The organism is Actinomyces denticolens, from assembly GCF_002072185.1.
Taxonomy (GTDB): Bacteria; Actinomycetota; Actinomycetes; order Actinomycetales; family Actinomycetaceae; genus Actinomyces; species Actinomyces denticolens.
In genome coordinates, this window is the sequence record NZ_MVIW01000043.1 from 1 (window position 1) to 20,420 (window position 20,420).

A 20,420-nucleotide genomic window follows, 5' to 3' on the forward strand; every position below is an offset into this window, starting at 1 on the left:
CGAGGGCTGCTCGCCCGAGCCTGCGGGTAGGTCGCGCGAGGCCGTCGGCGACGGCGGTCCAAGATGGATGGTCGCCACCGCCCAGGCCGGCGACGGCGGGCGGCAACAGAACCCGGCGTACAGGTCGACTCGTCCGCCTCCCGTCCTCCCTCCCGGCGAGCGCCGGTGACGGCTGGGGAAGCGCGGTGGGCCCCTCCCGGATCGGGAGGGGCCCACCGCGCTCGTCGTGCTCGACTGCCCGTCGGGTGACCCTCGGAGCAGTGCGGCGCCGGGTCACTTCGCCGCGGCGTAGCTCTCGTTGACGCCGGTGAACGCGGTGACGGCGAAGACGCCCTGGTTCACGGAGCCCTGATCGATGAGGAAGGTGGCGTAGCCGCTGGCCTTGCCGCCATCGCGGGGCATGGCCTGGGCCTTCAACTCGCCCTTGTCGCTGTAGGAGAATTCCGAGGCGGCGGTGGTCGTCCCGTTGTGGACGAAGTCCACCTTGAAGGAGTAATCCTTGTACTGGCCCTTGCCGTGGTACGTGATGTCGATCGGCACCCGGATGTACACCTGGCCCGCGCCGGGCTCCTTGTAGGCGTAACTACTCACAGAGTTCTTCACATCGGCAGTGGCGTCCCAGTTGACCTTGCCGAACGTCACATCGAGGCTCGCGTTGGGGTCGCTGTAGTCGTTCTTGGAGGCTTGGAGGACCAGCGGGTCGCCCCCCGTCGTGTCCTTGGGGTTGTCCATCGAGGTGCCCTCGCCCCCCGTCGGCTTGGCCGAACCGGTGGGCGCGGGGGTCCCCGTCTTAGGAGCCGGCGGCTTGGACTCGTTCCTGGTGGGCTCCGGCTCGGGCTCATTCCCGGTGGGCTCCGGCTCGGGCGCCGAGGTCTGCGTGCCGGGGCCGGCCTTCTCATCGCCGTCGCCGCCGGCGAAGGCCCAGGCGAGGCCGCCGATGAGCGCGATGACCAGAACGCCGATGATCGTGAAGAACCACCACTGCTTGTAGACGGGCTTGGCCGCGCCGGCGCCGCCGGGCACATCCACCGGCTGCCAGCCGCCGCCAGTGGCGGGGGTCGACTGGCCCTGGCCGTGGAAGGGAGTGGGGGCCTGGGCGTAGTTCATCTCCGCGGCATAGGGGCTGCCGGGGGCCGAGGAGCCCATCGGGGCGGGCAGCCCGGTGGAGGCGTAGTCCGCGGACGGCGCGGAGGCCGACTGGCCGGTCGGGTCGGCCACGGGACCCGACTGGCCGGTCTGGACGGCCTGGGTCGGGGCCCAGGCGGGGTCGGAGGTCCCGGGGGCGGAGGCCGACACGGGGGAGGCGTCACCCGAGTCCTCGACCCAGAGCTGCCAGCCCTCGGGCGCCGGCCCCCACGCGGGGTCCGGCTGCCAGCCGGCGGGCGGGACGAAGCCCTCTGGCGGGGCGGGCCAGTTCGGCGGTGGGTTGAAGCGAAGAGCCATTGGGACCTCCGGGAGAAGTGGGAATGCTTGCTGAAGGAGTCGTCATGGGGCACATGTCCGGCGGCGAGTGCCCGTCCTGTCCGTGCCATAACTGATAAGTCGAATCTACACCGAAGTGCCGGGGCGGTGGGCACCGGATCGGCGCCGCGCGCGGGGCACCCGTCCCCGGGCAGCGCTCCCCATGCCCGATCCCATCGATCCGCGGGCCGGGCGCGGTGCGGGAAGCGCCCGCCGGAAGGGCCCGGTGCGGGTCAGGGCAGGGTCAGGACTTCCGCGCCGTCCTCGGTGACCACGAGCGTGTGCTCGAACTGGGCGGTGCGCGAGCGGTCTCGGGTGACCACCGTCCAGCCGTCCTCCCACTGGTCCCACTCGATACCGCCGAGAGTGAGCATCGGCTCGATGGTGAAGACCATGCCCGGTTCCATGACGGTGTCGTAGCGGGGGGCGGAGTCGTAGTGCGGGATGATGAGGCCCGAGTGGAAGGCCTCGCCGACGCCGTGGCCCGTGTAGTCCCGCACCACGCCGTAGTCGAAGCGCTTGGCGTAGGCCTCGATGACCCGTCCGATCACGTTGACCTCGCGCCCCGGGCGCACCGCCTTGATGCCCCGCTCCATGGAGATGCGGGTGCGCTCGATGAGCAGGCGCGTCTCCTCATCCACCTCGCCGACGGCGTAGGTGGCGTTCGTGTCGCCGTGGACGCCGTCGACGTAGGCGGTGACGTCCAGGTTGATGAGGTCGCCCTCGGCCAGGACCGTCGAATCGGGGATGCCGTGGCAGATCACCTCGTTGATCGATGTGCAGATGGACTTCGGGAAGCCCATGTACCCCAGGCAGGACGGGTAGGCGCCGTGGTCGCACAGGTACTCGTGGGCGATCCGGTCCAGCTCGTCAGTGGTCACCCCCGGCGCGATCGCCGCGGCGGCGGCCTCCAAGGCGCGCGCCGCGATCCTGCCCGCCGTGCGGATGCGCTCAACGGTCCCGGGGTCCTTGACGTCCGAGGCCGTCACTCTCTCGGGCCCATCGTGGAACATGTACTCGGGGCGGGCGATCGACTCGGGCACGTCGCGCCGGGGCCCGACGATGCCGGGCACGAGGGTTCCGCGCGGCGCCCGATCGGCGCCGGAGCGATGAGTGGATCCAGGGGACTTCGGAGCAGTCATGCCCCCAGCATAGGAGTCGAGCGGCGGGCGCACAGCCCGCCTGCCGCCCCTTCCGGATGCGCGCGATCCCGACCTGTTCCAAACCTGTTCCAAGCGGCCATCCCCGACTGGCGGCGTGACCTACGATGCGACCATGGCAAAGATCCACTTCGTGCGCCACGGCCGCACTGTCCTCAACGAGCAGCACCGCACTCAGGGCTCGGCGGACTCGCCCCTGACTCCCTCAGGGCGCGAGGGCGCCGCGCTGGCCCGCGACTTCCTGGCCGACTACCCTCTCACCCATGTCTACCTCAGCCCCCTGGGGCGGGTCGTCGAGACCACGGACATCCTCACCGAGGGACGCGGGCTCCCGCGCACCATCCTGACCGGGCTGCGCGAGTACGACTACGGGATCTACGACGGCGGCCCCGACCCCGAGATGATCGCCGCCCTGCCCACGCGCACGCTGCTGCCCGGGGTCCTGTCCGGCCGCTTCGAGGGGGCGCCCGAGGGCATCAGCGCCACCGACTACCTGCGCGACATCGACGGCGCCCTCGCCCGCATCCTGACCGACCTGCGCGCCGACGCCGAAGCCGGCAGGAGCGACGCCGAGGCGTTGGCTGTCTCCCACGGCATGACGATCATGACGATCATGGCCCGCTGGATCGGCCTGGAGGTCTACTCCAAGGCGCCCATGGCCAACTGCGCCATCACCACCGTCGAGGTCGACCCGACGGCCCCCGGGGGCTCCCCCCGCCTCCTGGACTGGGCCCTCGACCCCGGCAACCAGGGCGTGACGTTCCCGACCGAGGACATGACCGGCGTCTTCGACGGCGTCGACATCGTCCCCATCGACTTCAGCCGCCCCGAGGGGCTGTGAGCCAGGCGGGCGGTGCTCGTCGCGGGGCCTCCGTGCCGCGACGAGCACCGGCCGCCCTGCGCGCCCCTGCGATCAGGAGGCGAAGCTCTCCTCGGCACTGGGGAAGGAGCCGTCGCGCACCGCGGCGTTGAAATCCTCGGCGGCCCGGCGCAGCGCGGCGCCCACCTCGCCGAACGCGCGGGCGAAGCGGGGCTTCCAGTCCGTCATCCCCGCCATATCCGTCCATACGAGCACCTGCGCGTCGCAGCCCGCCCCCGCGCCGATGCCGATCGTGGGGATGTCGAGCGCCTCGGTGACGGCCGCGGCGAGGTCCTGCGGCACCATTTCCAGAACGAGGGCGATCGCTCCGGCGCCCGCTAGGGCGGAGGCGTCCGCCAGGAGAGCCCGGGCGGCCTCCTCGCCGCGCCCCTGGACGCGGAAGCCGCCGAGCATGTTCACCGATTGCGGGGTGAAGCCCAGGTGTCCCACGACCGGGATCCCCGCCTCGCCGAGTGCGCGGACCGTCGCCGCACGCGGCGCGCCGCCCTCCAGCTTGACCGCATTGGCCCCCGCCTTGACCAGCCGGGCGGCCGACTCCAAGGCCCGGGCGGGCCCGGATTCGTAGCTGCCGAAGGGCAGATCGGCGACGACGAGCGCGCGTTTCGTCGCCGAGGCGACGGCCCGCGTGGCCACGGCCATCTCATCGAGGCTCACCGGCAGCGTGGAGCCATGCCCCAGCATGACATTGCCGATGGAGTCGCCCACCAGGAGCATGTCCGTGCCCGCCGCATCGAGGATCGACGCCGTCACGGCGTCGTACGCGGTGAGCATGGTCAGGCGCTCGCCCCGGGCCTTCGCGGCCGCGAGGTGGTGGACGCGCACCGGCCTGCCTGCCGGCGGCAGGGCGCTCGGGGAGCCGTAGGGGGAGTCCATGGTTGCCATGGCGCCAGCCTAGTCGCCGCCCCCGTCCCCCTTCGCACCGCCCTCATCCGCCGCCCACCGCGCCGTCCCTGCCCGCGCCCCCGCGCGCCGAAACCCGGCCGACCCCCGCTCCCGATAGAGTCGGGGCGTCCCGGCACCGCCGTCGGGATCCGAGCGCTGATCAGAGATGGGGAGCAGGCATGGACAAGCAGCAGGAGTACGTGCTCCGCGCGATCGAGGAGCGGGACGTCCGCTTCGTTCGACTGTGGTTCACCGATGTTCTCGGTCAGCTCAAGTCCGTGGCCATCGCGCCGGCCGAGGTCGAGGCCGCCTTCGAGGAGGGCATCGGCTTCGATGGCTCCACCATCGAGGGCCTCACCCGCGTCTACGAGTCCGACATGCTCCTGAGCCCCGACCCCTCCACCTTCCAGATGCTGCCCTGGCGCAATGACCGCGACCGCGTGGCGCGCATGTTCTGCTCCGTGCTCACACCCGACGGCGAGCCCGCCCGCACCGACCCGCGCGCCGTCCTCGAGCGCCAGCTCGCGCGCGTCGCCGACGCCGGATTCACCTGCTACATCCATCCCGAGATCGAGTTCTACCTCGTCAACCGCGACGAGCAGGGCCGCATCACCCCCACCGACGACGCCGGCTACTTCGACCACGTCCCCGGCGGCACCGCCCATGACTTCCGCCGCCGTGCCATCCTCATGCTCGAGCAGATGGGCATCTCCGTGGAGTTCTCCCACCACGAGGGGGGCCTGGGCCAGAACGAGATCGACCTGCGCTTCGCCGACGCCCTGTCGATGGCGGACAACATCATGACCTTCCGCGCCGTCATCGAGGAGGTCGCCATCCAGGAGGGATGCATCGCGACCTTCATGCCCAAGCCCTTCGTCGGCCAGCCCGGCAGCGGCATGCACACGCACTTCTCCCTCTTCGAGGGCGACCACAACGCCTTCTACGACCCGGCCGGCCAGTACCAGCTCTCCGCCACCGGGCGCGCCTTCATCGCCGGGATACTGCGCCACGCCAAGGAGATCACCGCGATCACGAACCAGTACGTCAACTCCTACAAGCGCCTGTGGGGCGGGGATGAGGCCCCGAGCTACGTCTGCTGGGGCCACAACAACCGCTCCGCCCTCGTGCGCGTCCCCATGCACAAGCCCGGCAAGGCGCAGGCCGTGCGCGTCGAGTACCGCTCCCTCGACCCCGCCGCCAACCCCTACCTCGCCTTCGCCACCATTCTCGCCGCGGGCATGAAGGGCATTGAGGAGGGATACGGCCTTCCCGCCGAGACCGAGGACGACGTGTGGGCCCTGACCGACGGCGAGCGCGACGCCCTGGGCATCGAGGCCCTGCCCACATCCCTCAAGCGGGCGGTCTCCGCGATGAGCGGCTCCGACCTCGTGGCGGACACCCTGGGGGAGGACACCTTCGAGTACTTCCGGCGCAATAAGAGGCATGAGTACCAGGCCTACGACGCCCAGGTCACCGACTTCGAGATCGGCCAGTTCTTCCGCCGTTCCTGAGGCGGGCCGCACCCGGGAGCCGCCGAGTCGCAGGAGGGATGAGCCGATGGCCAGCGAGAGCCGGCGCGCCGGAGGCATGACCCCGCCTATGGGGGTGCCGTCGCCCAGCCCGCGCCGCAGGCTCCTCGGCGCCGGCTTCGCCGAGCCCGACCGCGCCCTGCGGGCCCTGGAGGATCGGGCGCTCGCGGATCTCCTCAACCGCGCGAGCGGGGGAGCCGCCGAGGCGGGGGACCGCCTCATCACCGCCCTGGGCTCCACCGCCGACCCCGACCTCGCCCTGCTCTCGCTCCTGCGCCTGGCCGCGGCGCTCACCCAGGAGGACTGCCCGATGGCCGGCAACGCCCTCGTCGAGGTCCTGCGCCCCGTCGTCGGCGAGCCCGGGCGGGACGGGGCGGACGGGGGCGACCGCGCCCATGCCGATCGGCTGCTGGCGGTCCTCGGCTCCTCTCAGGCCCTCGGCGACTTCCTCGTCTCCCACCCCGATCACCTCGATGCCCTGAGCCCCCGGCGCGCCTGGAACGCGCCGGGCCGGCCCGACGCCTCCCTCCTCCTCGTCGACGCCGCGCGCGAGGCCCTCGCCGCCCGCACGGGAGCCGATTCGCCCGCCCCGGCCGGCCCCGCCGATCCCGCGGCGATCGAGGAGGCGACCGCGGCGATGCGCCGCGCCTACTACGACCGGCTTCTGGCGATCGCCGCCGACGACCTCGTCTCAACCGCGCCAGCCGCCCATGTGGGGGTCGTCGGGGTGGCGATGTCCGACCTGGCCGACGCCGCGCTCGAGGCCGCCCTCCTCATCGCCCGCGCGGGCGTGGGGCCGGGCGCTCGCAGGGTCGCCTTCGCCGTCATCGCCATGGGCAAGGCCGGCGGGCGCGAGCTCAACTACATCTCCGACGTCGATGTCATCCACGTCGTCGGGCCCGCCGCCGCTGTGACGGGAACGCCGGAGGAGCCCGGCGAGGCCGAGCTCGTGCGCCTGGGCACCGAGATCGCCGGGCACCTGCACCGCGCAACCTCCGCCTCCGGCTCCGAGCCCGCCCTGTGGCCCCTGGACACGGGACTGCGCCCGGAGGGCAAGGATGGCGCCCTTGTGCGCACCCTCGCCTCGCATGTGGCCTACTACGAGCGGTGGGCCTCCTCATGGGAGTTCCAGGCGCTCCTCAAGGCGCGCGCCGCCGCGGGAGACCCGGTGCTGGGCCGCGCCTACGAGGAGGCGATCGCGCCCTTCATCTGGTCGGCGAGCTCGCGGCCCCATTTCGTCGACGACGCCCGCGCCATGCGACGCCGGGTGGAGCGCGAGTCCCAGCGGGTGGGGGAGGACCGGCGCATCAAGCTAGGCCCCGGGGGGCTGCGGGACGTGGAGTTCACCGTCCAACTCCTCCAGCTCGTCCACGGGCGGGCCGATGCCGAGTTGCGGGTGCGCTCCACGCTCGACGCCCTCGCCGCGCTGTCCGTGGGCGGATACGTGGGCCGCGACGACGCGCTCGCGCTCGACGAGGGCTACCGGGCGCTGCGCCTCCTGGAGCACCGCGCGCAGCTCCACCGCCTTCGCCGCACCCATGACCTTCCCGATCGCGACGCCGACCTGCGCCGCATCGGGCGGGGGATCGGAATACCAGAGCCCGACGACCTCCGCGCCGCCTTCCGCGCCCGGCGGCTCCAGGTGCGCGCCCTCCACGAGGAGATCTACTACCGGCCGCTCCTGGGCGCCGCCGCGGCCCTGTCCGCCGACGAGATGCGGTTGAGCCCCCAGGCCGCCCGGGACCGGCTGGCCGCCGTCGGCTACCTCGACCCCGACGGCGCCCTGCGCCACATCCAGGCCCTCACCGAGGGGATCAGCCGCCGCGCCGCCATCCAGCGCCAGCTCCTGCCCGTCATCATCGGCTGGATCGGCGAGGGCCCCGATCCGGACAACGGGCTGCTCGGCTTCCGTCGCCTCTCCGACGACATCGGCACCTCCCACTGGTACCTGGGGCTGCTGCGCGACTCGCCCGTGGCCGCCCAGCGCCTTTGCCAAGTGGTCTCCGGGGCCCGATGGACCACGGACCGCCTCGCCGAGCGCCCGGAGGCCGTCGCCTGGCTCGACGACGATGCCGAGCTCGCCCCGCGCAGTGGCGGACAGCTGCGGGAGGAGATCACCCGGATCCTCGCCCGCCGCGGCTTGGAGGGCGCCACTGCGTCCCAGGCGGAGGAGCGCAGCGCCGAGGCCGTGCGCAGGATCCTGGGCGTGCGCACGCGCGAGCTTCTGCGGGCCGCCCTGGCCGACTCCCTCGACGGCGTCAACCCGGCCCGCACCGCCCGCATCCTCACCGACACCACCGATGCCGTCATCGACGGCGCCCTGCGGGCGGCGATCAGGCTCGTCACCGCCCAGTGGGGACGGCGCGAGGATGCCGGCGGCAGTGGCGGCCCGACCGGCTCGCTGGCCCGGCACGCCGTCATCGCCATGGGGCGCCTCGGCGGCGGGGAGACCACCTACGCCTCGGACGCCGACGTCATCTTCCTCCACGCCCCGCGCCCCGGGGCCGACGAGCGCGCCGCCGCCCGCGAGGCCGATGAGGTGGCCCGCGCCACGATGCGCCTGCTCGCCTCCGGCCCGCACCCACTCGCGATCGACGCAGGCCTGCGCCCCGAGGGGCGGCAGGGCGCGCTCAGCCGGTCGCTGGCCTCGGCCGCCGAGTACTACGGGGCCTGGTCGGCGGTATGGGAGCGCCAGGCGCTGCTGCGGGCGAGGGTCTGCGCCGGGGACACGGCGCTGGGCGAGGAGTTCCTGGCCCTCATCGCCCCCCTGCGATGGTCCGCCGATGGCCTGGGGGAGGAGGAGCTGCGCCAGATCCGCAGGCTCAAGGCCCGCATGGAGGCCGAGCGCCTGCCGCGGGGCGCCGACCCCGCCCGGCACCTCAAGCTCGGCCCCGGGGGCCTTTCCGACGTTGAATGGGTGGCGCAGGTCCTCCAACTCGCCCACGCCCATGAGGTTCGTGGCCTGCGCACAACCTCCACCCTCGAGGCGCTCATGGCGGCCGCCGAGGCCGAGTTGCTGAGCGTCGATGACGTCGGCGTGCTCATGAGCGCGTGGATCCTGGCCACCCGCATCCGGGCTGCCACGGTGCTCGGCGTGGGCCGCGACTCCGGTGCGAGGGTGGACATCCTGCCCTCCGACGAGCGGGGCATCAGACTGGTCGGCAGACTCCTGGGACTGGCCAGCGGGAGTGAGCGGGACCTGGAGGACCTCTACCGGCGCAGCGCCCGTCATGCGCGCGCCGTGGTCGAGCGAGTGCTGCGCTCGGCCGGAATGGGACCGGGGCGGCCGGATCAGCCGGGGCGGCAGGCCCGGCACGGCCGGCGGGCGCAGTCGGGCCAGCAGGGCGGGCTGAGCCGCCGGAGCCGACGGGAGCAGGCGGGCGAGCGGCCCGCCGCGGTCGGCCCGCAGGACTCGGAAGCCCCATCGGGGAAATCGGGCTGGGCCAAGGCCCCCGCGAAGCCGTCATCGAACCGCACGGCCTCCTCGCCGCGGCGCGTCCCCCGCCGCAATGCCGGCCCCTTCCCGTGGTCCTGAGCGGCCCTTGGCGCGCAGGACGGCTTGGAGGCCCTCAGCATGGCGTGGAGGTGCTTTCGACGCGCGGGGGCGCTGGCAGGATAGGGGCGTGAAGCTCATCCTCGTGCGCCACGGGCGCACCATCGCCAATGTCATGCAGTCCCTCGATACGGCGTTCCCCGGCCAGCCCCTTGACGAGATCGGGCGCGAGCAGGCCGCCACGGTCCCGGGCAGGTTGGAGGACGCGGGCTTGATCAAGGGCATCTCCTCGCTGTGGGTCTCGCCGATCCTGCGGGCGCGCCAGACCATGGAACCGGTCGAGCAGGCCACGGGGCTGCGCGCGACGATCCTGCCGGGGCTGCGCGAGGTGCTCGCGGGTGATCTGGAGATGGCCACGGACGAGCGGTCAGTGGCCTGCTATGTGGACACGACGCGTACGTGGATGACGGGCCGCCTTGCGGCGCGCATCCCGGGGTCGCTGGAGGACGGCGAAGACTCGATCGCGCGCTTCGACGGCGCTGTGCGGGCGATCGCGGAGCACTCGGCCCATGAGGCCCCGGAGGGCGGCCAGGACGGGGGCGCCGCCCTGCTCGTCTCCCACGGCACGGTGCTGCGCCTGTGGGCCGCGCTGCGCGCGGCGCCGGGAGGCGGCGCCGATCCCCTCTGGATCGCTGAGCACCCGCTGCGCAACACCGGTATCGCGGTGGCCGAGGGCGACCCCGACGCCGGCTGGCGCCTCCTCGACTGGAACGATGGCGCGTGGAGGCGCGGCGCAGGTTCCGTGTGACGCGAGGGTGGGAGACCGGGCGCCATGGGCCCGGCGTTGCGCCCTCGTACCCGTCTTACCGTCTCACCCCGGCGTTGCGCCCTCGAACTGCGAGAATGAGGGCGCAACGCCGGGGTGAGACGGTATTCGGGGGCCGAGACGGTATCCGCGGGCCGAGGGCGCGCGGCTGAGAGCAACTCCGGCACTCCGCGCCGGGGCACCCCCCCTACAGCACCGAGGACAGGAAAGCCCGGGTGCGCTCGTTGGCGGGGTGGTCGAGGACGTCGGCGGGCGCTCCGCGCTCCACGACCGCACCGCCGTCCATGAAGAGCAGCTGATCGCCCACCTCGCGGGCGAAGCCCATCTCATGGGTGACGACCACCATCGTCATGCCGTCCCTTGCCAAGTCCTTCATGACCGACAGGACCTCGCCCACGAGCTCGGGGTCGAGCGCGGAGGTGGGCTCGTCGAAGAGCATGAGCTCGGGATCCATCGCGAGCGCCCGGGCGATCGCCACGCGCTGCTGCTGACCACCCGAGAGCTGCGAGGGGTAGTGGTCCATCCGCTCGGCGAGGCCCACGCGCTCAAGCAGCTCCTCGGCCCGTCTGCGGGCCTGCTCCTTGGGCGTCTTCTTGACATGAATGGGCGCCTCCATGATGTTCTGGATGGCCGTCATATGGGGGAACAGGTTGAAGCGCTGGAAGACCATGCCGATCTTCGCGCGCTGCGCGGCCCGGTCCTTGTCCGACAGGGCGTGCAGCACGGGTTTGCCATCGCGGCCGGGGAGCTCCCGCATGCCGATGAGCTCGCCATCCACCCACACGCGGCCGGCGTCGATGGACTCCAACTCATTGATGCAGCGCAGCAGGGTCGACTTGCCGGAGCCCGAGGGGCCCACGAGCACCGTGACCGTGCCCGTCGGGACGATGAGGTCGACGCCGCGCAGCACGTGCAACTCGCCGAAGAACTTGTGGAGGCCGGAAACGTGGACCTTGGGCTCCGCTGCCCGGGCGGCCTGCTGGGGGGATTGCTGGCTCACGGGGTGACCTCCATGAAGGGATCGGTCTTGGTGGTGTGGGCATCGAGGATGGCCTGCTGGCGCGCCGACAGACGGCGCCGCTTGCCCCCCGCGCCGGGGCGAGAGGAGTCGAAACCGCGCCCGTAGTAGCGCTCCAGGTAGTGCTGGCCCACCATGAGGATCGAGGTGATGATGATGTACCACAGGGCCGCCACGATGAGCAGCGGGATCGTCTGGTAGGTGCGCGAGGCGTAGGAGTTCGTCACGAAGGTCAGGTCCAGGGTGAAGGGAACCGCGAGGACCAGGGACGTTGTCTTGAGCATCGAGATCGTCTCATTGCCCGTGGGCGGCACGATGACCCGCATGGCCTGGGGCAGGACGATGCGGCGCAGGATCTGCCCCTTGCTCATGCCCAGGGCGCCGGCGGCCTCGGCCTGGCCCGGGTCCACGCTGCCCAGCCCGGAGCGCACGATCTCCGACAGGTAGGCGCCCTCGTTGATGCCCAGTCCCAGCACCGCGGCCACGAAGGGCGTGAAAACGGCATTCGTCTGGAACGTGAGCAGCTCGGGGCCGAAGGGCACTCCAAGGCTCAGGTGCTGGTAGAGGGCGGACAGCGCCCCCCAGAAAACGAGCTGGGTGTAGATCGGCGTCCCGCGGAAGAACCACAGGTAGGCCACGGCGACGCCGCGCAGCACCGGGTTGGTGGACTGGCGCATGATCGCCGTCGTCACCGCGAGGGTGATGCCGATGAGCATGGCGAGGAACGTCAGGAGGATCGTCCACCCGACGGCGCGGATGACGTGGACCTCCCGGAAGAAGAACCAGACACGGTCCCAGTGGAAGCTCTCGTTGGTGACCAGTGAGTGCGCGAGCATCGCGCCCAGGATCACGACGATCGCCGCGCTGATCCACGTGCCGGGCCTGGGCACGGGGCGCGGATGGTTGAGGACGACGGCGTCGCTGTCGGAACTGGTCAGGGCGCTGTTCTCTGAGGCCGTCATATGGGTCACTCCGATACGGCTGGGTTGAGGGTGGCGTTCGAGAGGGCCGCGTCCTCGACGCCCCAGCTCTCGAGGATGTCCGTGAGAATGCCGTTGTCCATGAGGTACTGGAGCGCGGCCTGGATCGCGATATGGATCTGGGAGTTCTTCTGCAGGACCACGCCCTGGGGCGCGGCGTCCTCCACCTCCCCGAGGGTCTCGACGGCGCCGTCCGTGGTCTCGACGGCGTAGCCGGCGACGGTGGAATCCGAGTAGGTGGCGTCCAGGGTGCTGCCCGCCAGGGCGGCGGTGGCCTCGGCCTGCTTGTCGTAGGAGCGCACGTCGATGGCGTCCTGGCCGGCGGCCGTGCAGGCCTGGGAGTCGGCCTCGATGGCATCGGCCTGGGCCGTGCCCGTCTGGACCCCGACGATCTTCCCGCACAGGTTGAGGTGGTCGGAGACGTCGATGCCCTTGGGATTGCCCTTGGCCACGTTGAACTGGCTGCCGACCTGGACGTACTGGATCATGTCGACGTTCTGCATGCGCTCGTTGGTGATCGAGAACGAGGAGATGCCCGCGTCGTACTCGGTGCCCACCTTGGCGATGATCGAGTCGAAGGAGGCCGAGTGCATCGTGGCGTCGACGCCGAGGACCTTCCCGAGCGCCTGGGTGAGATCGGCGTCGTATCCGATCGGCTTCCCGTTGGCGTCCAGGAACTCGGCGGGGGCGTAGTCCGTGGCGGCGCCGATGTCGAGCGCGCCGTCGGAGCCGAGCGCCCCTGCGGGGAGGAGGGCGGCGATCTCCTCCTGCTTGGTGATGCTCGAGACGTCATAGCCCTGGGTCTTGGTCTTGGCCGACCCGGTGGTGAGGTCGTTGGCGTTCGTGCAGGCCGACAGTCCAGTGGCCAGGCCGAGCGCGGCGACGGCCGCGATGATCCGGGTGGGGGTGGTTCGCATGGGACGGCTCCTTGGGGTAGATGACCGTGACCCACCCTATCCACTCGAATGCATATCTATTGCATGATGCAGGTATTGCGCGTGTCACGGTCAGGGGCGGGCGCTCGTGCGCCCGCCCCTGATCTCGCATGTCTCACATGTCGTAGTACAGCTCGAACTCGTAGGGGTTCGGGCGGGCGCGCAGCGGGTCGATCTCATTGGTGCGCTTGTAGTCGATCCAGGTCTCGATGAGATCGGGGGTGAAGACGTCGCCCTCGGTGAGGTAGTCGTGATCCGCCTCCAGGGCCTCCAGTGCGGCGTCGAGGGTGCAGGGCAGCTTCTCGATGTCGAAGTACTCCTCGGGGGCGAGCTCGTAGAGGTCCTTGTCGATGGGCTCGCGCGGCTCGATCCGGTTGCGGATCCCGTCGATGCCCGCCATGAGGACGGCGGAGAAGCACAGGTAGGGGTTCGCCGACGGGTCCGGGACCCGGTACTCCACGCGCTTGGCCTTCGGCGAGGAGCCGGTGACGGGGATGCGGATGCACGCCGAGCGGTTGCGCGCCGAGTAGACGAGGTTGACGGGCGCCTCGAAGCCGGGGACGAGCCGGTGATAGGAGTTGACCGAAGGGTTGGTGAAGGCCAGGAGGCTCGGGGCGTGGGCGAGGATGCCGCCGATGTACCAGCGGGCGACGTCGGAGAGCTGGCCGTAGCCGCGCTCGTCGAAGAACAGGGGGCGCCCGTCCTTCCACAGCGAGTGATGGCAGTGCATGCCCGATCCCGCCGCGCCGAAGAGCGGCTTGGGCATGAAGGTGGCCGACTTGCCCGCCTGCCAGGCGACGTTCTTGATGACGTACTTGAACTTCATCATGTCGTCGCCCGCGGCGAGCAGCGATGCGAAGCGGTAGTTGATCTCCTGCTGGCCGCCGGTGCCCACCTCGTGGTGGGCGCGCTCGATGCTCAGGCCCGTCTCCTGGCACACCCGCACCATCTCGTCGCGCAGGTCGGCCATCTGGTCGGTGGGGGGCACCGGGAAGTAGCCGCCCTGGAAGGCGACCTTGTAGCCCTGGTTCCCACCCGGCTCCTCGCGCCCGGAGTTCCAGGAGGCCTCGTCGGAGTCGACGGCGTAGAACGCGCCCTGGGGGGTGGATTCGAAGCGCACGGAGTCGAAGAGGTAGAACTCGGCCTCCGCCCCGATGAAGCAGGTGTCGGCGATGCCGGTGGAGCGCAAATGATCCTCGGCCTTGGCGGCGATCGAGCGGGGGTCTCGCGAGAAGACCTCATCGGTGAAGGGGTCGACGATCGAGAAGTTGATGATGAGCGTCTTGCGGGCGCGGAAGGGATCGAGGAATGCCGTGGTGACATCCGGGATGAGCTTCATGTCCGACTCGTGGATGGCGGTGAAGCCGCGGATCGAGGAGCCGTCGAACATGAGGCCGTCGGTCAGGGCGTCGGACTTGAATGCCGCCGCCGGGATCGTGAAGTGCTGCATGACGCCGGGAAGATCGCAGAAGCGCACATCGACGAGCTCAACCCCCTCCCGCTCGATGTACTCCAGTGCCTCGGCGGCGTCCTTGAACATGTGATTGCTCCTCGACGATCGTTGGTTCCGCTGCGGGTGCGGCAGATGATGAGCCTAGTCGCGCGGCGATGACGCGGCGGTGCCGCGCGTGTGTCCCGGGTGTTTCGGCCGGGGCGCCGTCGTCGTCCGCCGCCCAGCGCCCCAGGGCGACGACGGGCGCGTCTCAGCGGCCGCGCAGGGCCCTGCGGTCCGGGCGGATCTTGGCCGGGTCGATGCCCTTGGGGATCGGGAGGCCCTTGGCCCCCAGCGAGGAGAGGCGCTTGGATACCTGGGAGATCTCGGAGTCCGTCAGGCGGGTCGGCTTGGTGGGCAGCTTGCGCAGCGCGGCGGAGAGCTCGCTGAGGCGGACCTGGCCCTCATCGGTGCCGACGTTGATGACGTGGAGCGGGACCGTGGACAGGATGCGGTTGATCTTCTTGCGCTCATCAGCCACCAGGCGCTGCGTGCGGCCCGTGGGGCCCTCCACGACGAGCACGATGCCGGGGCGGCCCACCAGGCGCCAGATGACGTCCTGGGTCTTGGGGTTGACGGCGACCGGCTGCTCCTCCAGGTACCAGCCCTTGCCGACCTGGTCGAGCACGGCCTTGGCCGCACCCGGCACGCCCTCGATCTGGGAGTAGGAGGCCCGGCGCACCGTCCACGACAGCAGGATCATGTCGAGGAGGAAGGCGAGCATGATCCCGAGGATCACCCAGTACCAGACGGCCATCCCGGTGGCGGCGGCGATGGCGACCGCCAGGACGATCGAGGCCGCGGTGACGCCGATCAGCGCCCAACCGATCCACGGGTAGGTGCGCCGCGAGATCGTGTAGGCGTCCTTGAGGTTCTGGAGGTAGGCGGCCAGGCGGCGCTTCTTCTTGGGCTGGGGGCTTCGGGCTGTGCTCACGGTGGACAGGATAGACGACGCCGCAGGCGCGGACCGGCGGTCGGCCGCTCCCCGGCAGGGAGCGTCTCCTCCAGGGCCGGGGCGCGCCCGGGCCCGGCTCAGGAGGCGGCGGCCAGAGCGGGGGAGGGGGCGAGGAGCGCGCTGGCCTCCTGGCGCGCGGTCGTCGGCTCGGTGAGGGAGCGCAGGTGCTCGGGCACCTCCCAGCCGCGCTTGACCACGGCCCTGCCCCACAGCATCCCGGCGCGGTAGGAGGAGCGGACCATCGGTCCGCTCATGACGGCGGCGAAGCCCATCTCCTCGGCCAGTGAGGACAGCTCGATGAACTCCTGTGGCTTGACCCAGCGGTCGATGGGGTGATGGAGCTTGGAGGGGCGCAGGTACTGCGTGATCGTCAGGATGTCGCAGCGCGCCTCGACGAGTGCCGCCATCGCCTCCTCGATCTCCTCACGGGTCTCGCCCATGCCCAGGATGAGATTGGACTTGGTGACCAGGCCGGCCTCGGAGGCGGAGCGGATGACATCCAGGCTGCGCTCGTAGGAGAAGGCGGGGCGGATGCGCTTGTGGATGCGCGGGACCGTCTCCACGTTGTGGCCCAGCACCTCCGGGCGCGAGGAGTAGACCTCGGCGAGGGCGCCCGGGTCCCCCTTGAAATCGGGGATGAGCAGCTCGACGCCGGTGCCCGGGGAGAGCTCGTGGATCTGCCGGCAGGTCTCGGCGTAGAGCCAGGCGCCGCCGTCGGGCCGGTCATCGCGGGCCACGCCGGTGACCGTGGCGTAGCGCAGCTCCATCTCCTTGATGGAGACCGCCACGCGCCGGGGCTCGTCGACGTCGTACTCCGTGGGACGGCCCGTGGCGATGTCGCAGAAGTCGCAGCGACGGGTGCAGATCTCCCCGCCCACGAGGAACGTGGCCTCGCGGTCGTTCCAGCACTCGTAGATATTGGGGCAGTTCGCCTCGGCGCACACGGTGTGCAGATTCTTCTCGCGCACCAGGCCGCGCACGTCCTGATAGGTCTCGGAGACGACGGCCTTGGTGCGCAGCCACGAGGGTTTGGACTCGATGGGCGTCTCGGCGTTGCGGGCCTCGACGCGCAGCAGCCTGCGGCCCTCGGGGGCGATGGCCGCGTCTGTCCTGAGTGCGACCTTGGGGGCGATCGTGTCAGCCACGTGCTCTCCTTCTGAGTGCGTTCGCGCGAGCCCTCATAGTGTATTGCCCCACGCGACGTTATGGGACTGAGGGCCTATGTGATTCTCCAGCCAGTGCCTCCGCGCTCAATCCGCCCGCAGCGGGGCCAGACGGCCCTCGAGGGCGGCGACGACGTCGTCGGCCAGCGCGGCAGCCCCCAGGGACCCCGGCTCCAAGGCGAGTTCGGCGGCGATGGAGGTGACACCGGCGTCCTCGATCCCGCAGGGGATGATCCGGTCCAGGGCGAAGGCGTTGAGATCCGGGCTGACGTTGAGCCCGATCCCGTGCTTCGTCACGCCGCGCGCCACGCGGACGCCGAGGGCGCAGATCTTCCGGTCCGCCCGGAAGAAGGGGCCCCGGGGATCGTCGGCACGGCCGGGCACCCACACGCCCGAGCGCCCCTCGACGCGCGCGGTGGGGATCCCCCGGGCATCGCAGACATCCATGACCGCGGCCTCCAGCGCGCGCACGTACTTGATGACGTCGATGGGCTCGGCCAGGCGCACGATCGGGTAGACGGTCAGCTGCCCCGGCCCGTGCCAGGTCACCTTGCCCCCGCGGTCGACATCGACCACGGGCACCCGGTTCGGGCCTGCGACGTCCCCCTTCGGGCGCTCCCAGGAGTGCGTCCGGCGCCCCACCGTGTACACCGGCTCGTGCTCCAGCGCGATGACCGTCGAGCCCCGCCCGCCGGAGGCGACGGCGGCGTGGACCTCGTCCTGGAGGCGCGCCCCCTCGCCGTAGGGGACGAGGCGCTCGCCCAGATCGATGTCCAGGCGGTCCATGGGGGGCGCCGGGGCGCCGGGGGTCATGCGCTGCACGGGCCCACGGTAGGCCACTGGCAGTGGCGGAGGCTGCGTGCGAGCCAGGGGCCCGGGGCGCAGGCCCGGCGCCGCCATGAACATCCGATGAGTTATCCACAGATTCTCCAGGGTACTTCCGCCCGGCCCCGGGGGCGCTGACCATGAGGCCATGGTCATGAGGATCCCATCACGCACCTCCGCCCCAGCAGCACCGCGCGCGGCGCTGCCGGTCCCGTGGCGACGGGCCCAGCGCGAGGACAGCGGTCCCCCGGGCCAGGGCGCGGGAGGGATCACGGACGCCGAGTCGAGCGCTCTGGCCAAGCGGGGGATTGCGCTCGGCGAGGCACTGGGGAGGAGCGGACGGGCGGACGGCTGCCCCATCCGGGGCGTCGATGGCGAGGGGCGCGACGTCGTCGTGCGGGTCATCGACCTTCCGGAGCGGGGCTCGCGCGCGATGCGCCGTCTGGGCGCCCTGAGGGAGCTGCGGCACAGCGGCGTCGTGCGGATCCGCGCCCTGGTGCCCCTGGCCCGCGGCCGCATGGCCGTCGTCACCGATCTCGTCGACGGCGCCGACCTCGCCGTCGTCCTCGGATCGCGCGGACGCCTGGGCGGCGGGGAGAGCGCGGCGCTCCTGGACGGCGTCGGCTCGGCCCTGGCCGCCCTCCACGACGAGGGCCTGGTCCACGGGGATGTGTCCGCGGCGAATGTCATGATCACCTCCTCGGGGGAGCCAGTGCTCATCGATCTGCTCGGCGGGATCATGGAGATGGGCACGCAGGGGACCGCCGCCCCGGAGCGACTGGCGGGAGGGGCCGCGACGCCGTCCTCGGACGTCTACTCCCTGGCCGCCCTCGTCCTGGAGTGCCGGGGGTCGGACCCCGAGTCGCGGGTGGAGGCCGCGGCACTGCTCGCAGACGCCCTGGAGGAGGACCCGAGGACGCGGCCCACCGCGAGGGACCTGGCCGCCCGCGCCCCGCAGCTCGGGTGGCCGGAGGCGATCGAGCTGCCCGAGGGCGCCCGCCTGGCCTCGGGGGCGCTGCGCTCGGCGGCCCGCACCCCCACCCGCGTAGTCCCCTCGCGGCGATCGCTCGGTCGCGGCGGGGACGGGCACCGCCGACGCGCTCGGCTCGGCGCCGCCCTGGCGGCCCTGGCGGCGGGAGGGGCCGTCCTCGCGCTGGGGGTCGTGGGGATCATGGCCCGGCCGGGAGCGGACGATGACGCCGGAGGCGCCGCCCCGGCATCCTCTGCCGCCTCCGCCGGCCCCAGGGCCGCTGCCGCGCCTGCGAGCGCGGCGGAGGAGTCCCTGGAGGGGATCGTCACGGGGCTGGTCCGGGCACGGGACGCCGCCCTGGTCTCCGGGGACGCGCAGGCACTGGCCCTGACCTCCGTGGAGGGCTCGCCCGCCGCGCTCGCGGACACCGCTCTGCTGGGGGCCCTGCGGGACGGCGACGAGAGGGTGGCGGGCCTGACGACCTCAGTGGCCGGCGTGAGCGAGGTGATCGGCGCCTCCTGCCCGGACCAGCAGTGGGAGGGGGCCAGGTGCGCCCGGGTGTCCCTGCGCCAGGGGCCCACCACCTGGACGGATGACGACGGCGCGCATGAGGCGCCCGCTCAGCGGGCCCGGGAGGTGATCCTCGTCCTCGTGCCCGGTCCGTGGCGCGTCGCGGAGGTCCTGGAGCCCGAGTGACCAGGTGAGGAGCGCCATCAGGACGAGGGGACGGGCCGCGCACCGTGAGTGCGCGGCCCGTCCCCGTCGCCGCTGGGCGATCGAATCGGCGTCAGGGCCTCATAGGCCGAGTTCACCGGCGAAGTCGCCGTCCTCGAGCCGCTTCTTGACGGTCATGAGGTAGCGCGCGGCATCGGCCCCATCCACCAGGCGGTGGTCGTAGGACAGCGCGAGGTAGCAGACGGAACGGATCGCGATGACCTCATTGCCGTCCGCGTCCTTGATGACGCGGGGCTGCTTGACGATCGCGCCCAGGCCGAGGATCGCGACCTCGGGCTGGTTGATGATCGGGGTGTCGAACAGGGCGCCGCCGGAGCCGGTGTTCGTGATCGTGAAGGTGGAGCCGGAGAGCTCATCGGGGTTCACCTTGTTGTCCCGGGTACGGGCGGCCAGGTCGTTGATGCGCTTGGCCAGGCCCGGGATGTTGAGGTCACCGGCGTTCTTGACCACGGGGACGAGCAGGCCCCGCGGGGTGTCCACGGCGATGCCGACGTGCTCGACGTCGTGGTACGTGACCTCCTTGCCGTTGATGGAGGCGTTCACCTTCGGGTGGGCCTTGAGGGCCTCGGTGGCGGCCTGCACGAAGAAGGGCAGGAAGGTGAGCTTCGTGCCGTTGGCGGCCAGGAACGCGTCCTTCGCCTTGGCGCGCAGCGCGGCGATGCGGGTGACGTCCACCTCGACGACGGTGGTGAGCTGGGCGGAGGTCTGCAGCGAGTCGATCATGCGCTCGGAGATGACCTGGCGCAGGCGGCTCATCTTCTCCGTCCTGCCGCGCAGCGCGGTGTCCACGGCGGGCTTGGCCGCCGGCGCCGCGGCGCCGGCGGTCGCGGGTGCGGCGGGAGCCGACTGGGCGGCGGCCTTCTCAGCGGCCTTGGCGGCCTCCTCGGCCGCCCTGGCGGCGGCGAGCACGTCCTCCTTGCGGATGCGGCCGCCCACGCCGGTGCCGGTCACCTGGGTCAGGTCGACGCCCTTGTCGCGCGCGAGCTTGCGCACGATCGGGGTGACATAGCCCGCCGCGGCCACGGCGGCGGCCGACGGGGCCGCGGGGGCGGCCGCCTGGGGCGCCGGTGTGGCGGCGGGGGTCTCGGGCGCCGCCTGGGGCGCCGGGGCCGCCTC

16 protein-coding genes are annotated in these 20,420 nt (G+C 71.9%); 5 read left to right on the plus strand and 11 right to left on the minus strand.

The genetic code is table 11. The annotated features are described in order from the left end of the window. Positions 1-273 precede the first annotated feature (273 nt). Entirely contained in the window at positions 274-1,443 is a 1,170-nt protein-coding gene (locus B1H55_RS10530; protein ID WP_073453368.1) for a hypothetical protein, read from the minus strand. Between the two features lie 251 nt (positions 1,444-1,694). Continuing rightward, the gene (map, locus tag B1H55_RS10535) at positions 1,695-2,603 is read right to left on the minus strand and encodes a type I methionyl aminopeptidase (protein ID WP_073453366.1); all 909 of its coding nucleotides are present in this window, start codon (positions 2,601-2,603) and stop codon (positions 1,695-1,697) included. Between the two features lie 133 nt (positions 2,604-2,736). Between map and B1H55_RS10540 the strand changes: the two genes are divergently transcribed. Next, complete coding sequence (locus B1H55_RS10540; RefSeq protein ID WP_073453364.1) at positions 2,737-3,462, plus strand: histidine phosphatase family protein; 726 nt, start codon at positions 2,737-2,739, stop codon at positions 3,460-3,462. Between the two features lie 72 nt (positions 3,463-3,534). On the opposite strand, the gene panB is transcribed toward B1H55_RS10540, so the two are convergent. Beyond that, positions 3,535-4,383: a 3-methyl-2-oxobutanoate hydroxymethyltransferase gene (panB, locus tag B1H55_RS10545; RefSeq protein ID WP_073453362.1), complete on the minus strand. Its 849-nt coding sequence runs from the start codon at positions 4,381-4,383 to the stop codon at positions 3,535-3,537. Positions 4,384-4,562: 179 nt separating this feature from the next. Between panB and glnA (B1H55_RS10550) the strand changes: the two genes are divergently transcribed. The 3 genes from glnA (B1H55_RS10550) (at position 4,563) to B1H55_RS10560 (ending at position 10,213) form a co-directional block, all read left to right on the plus strand. After that, positions 4,563-5,894 carry a type I glutamate--ammonia ligase gene (gene glnA / locus B1H55_RS10550; protein WP_073453360.1) on the plus strand — a complete coding sequence of 444 codons (1,332 nt, stop codon included), beginning with the start codon at positions 4,563-4,565 and terminating at the stop codon, positions 5,892-5,894. 46 nt (positions 5,895-5,940) lie between these two features. Next, the gene (locus B1H55_RS10555) at positions 5,941-9,447 is read left to right on the plus strand and encodes a bifunctional [glutamine synthetase] adenylyltransferase/[glutamine synthetase]-adenylyl-L-tyrosine phosphorylase (protein WP_077241031.1); all 3,507 of its coding nucleotides are present in this window, start codon (positions 5,941-5,943) and stop codon (positions 9,445-9,447) included. 88 nt (positions 9,448-9,535) lie between these two features. After that, a complete protein-coding gene (locus B1H55_RS10560) occupies positions 9,536-10,213 on the plus strand; it encodes a histidine phosphatase family protein (protein WP_077241032.1) in 678 nt (225 codons plus the stop codon). A 205-nt stretch (positions 10,214-10,418) separates the two neighbouring features. Here B1H55_RS10560 and B1H55_RS10565 read toward each other — a convergent pair whose 3' ends face one another. The 7 genes from B1H55_RS10565 to lipB all read right to left on the minus strand — a co-directional run bounded on the left by B1H55_RS10565 (position 10,419) and on the right by lipB (position 17,560). Then, the gene (locus tag B1H55_RS10565; RefSeq protein ID WP_077241033.1) at positions 10,419-11,231 is read right to left on the minus strand and encodes an amino acid ABC transporter ATP-binding protein; all 813 of its coding nucleotides are present in this window, start codon (positions 11,229-11,231) and stop codon (positions 10,419-10,421) included. Beyond that, the gene (locus tag B1H55_RS10570; RefSeq protein ID WP_073453356.1) at positions 11,228-12,211 is read right to left on the minus strand and encodes an amino acid ABC transporter permease; all 984 of its coding nucleotides are present in this window, start codon (positions 12,209-12,211) and stop codon (positions 11,228-11,230) included. Before B1H55_RS10570 ends, B1H55_RS10565 begins: the two co-directional genes overlap by 4 nt. A gap of 5 nt (positions 12,212-12,216) precedes the next feature. Continuing rightward, the gene (locus tag B1H55_RS10575; RefSeq protein WP_077241034.1) at positions 12,217-13,146 is read right to left on the minus strand and encodes an ABC transporter substrate-binding protein; all 930 of its coding nucleotides are present in this window, start codon (positions 13,144-13,146) and stop codon (positions 12,217-12,219) included. A 133-nt stretch (positions 13,147-13,279) separates the two neighbouring features. Further along, complete coding sequence (gene glnA, locus B1H55_RS10580; RefSeq protein WP_073453353.1) at positions 13,280-14,704, minus strand: type I glutamate--ammonia ligase; 1,425 nt, start codon at positions 14,702-14,704, stop codon at positions 13,280-13,282. A 163-nt stretch (positions 14,705-14,867) separates the two neighbouring features. Next, on the minus strand, positions 14,868-15,590 hold the full coding sequence (locus tag B1H55_RS10585; RefSeq protein ID WP_073453351.1) for a DUF4191 domain-containing protein: 723 nt from the start codon (positions 15,588-15,590) through the stop codon (positions 14,868-14,870). Between the two features lie 98 nt (positions 15,591-15,688). Next, positions 15,689-16,756: a lipoyl synthase gene (gene lipA, locus B1H55_RS10590; RefSeq protein WP_197702451.1), complete on the minus strand. Its 1,068-nt coding sequence runs from the start codon at positions 16,754-16,756 to the stop codon at positions 15,689-15,691. 105 nt (positions 16,757-16,861) lie between these two features. Next, positions 16,862-17,560 (minus strand): lipoyl(octanoyl) transferase LipB, encoded by a 699-nt coding sequence (gene lipB / locus B1H55_RS10595; RefSeq protein ID WP_073453492.1) that lies wholly within the window; start codon positions 17,558-17,560, stop codon positions 16,862-16,864. A 193-nt stretch (positions 17,561-17,753) separates the two neighbouring features. Here lipB and B1H55_RS10600 point away from each other — a divergent pair, with 193 nt between their 5' ends. After that, positions 17,754-19,265: a protein kinase domain-containing protein gene (locus tag B1H55_RS10600; RefSeq protein WP_077241147.1), complete on the plus strand. Its 1,512-nt coding sequence runs from the start codon at positions 17,754-17,756 to the stop codon at positions 19,263-19,265. Positions 19,266-19,364: 99 nt separating this feature from the next. On the opposite strand, the gene sucB is transcribed toward B1H55_RS10600, so the two are convergent. Continuing rightward, positions 19,365-20,420: 2-oxoglutarate dehydrogenase, E2 component, dihydrolipoamide succinyltransferase (gene sucB, locus B1H55_RS10605; RefSeq protein ID WP_080461727.1), on the minus strand; the 1,056-nt coding region annotated here is incomplete at its 5' end.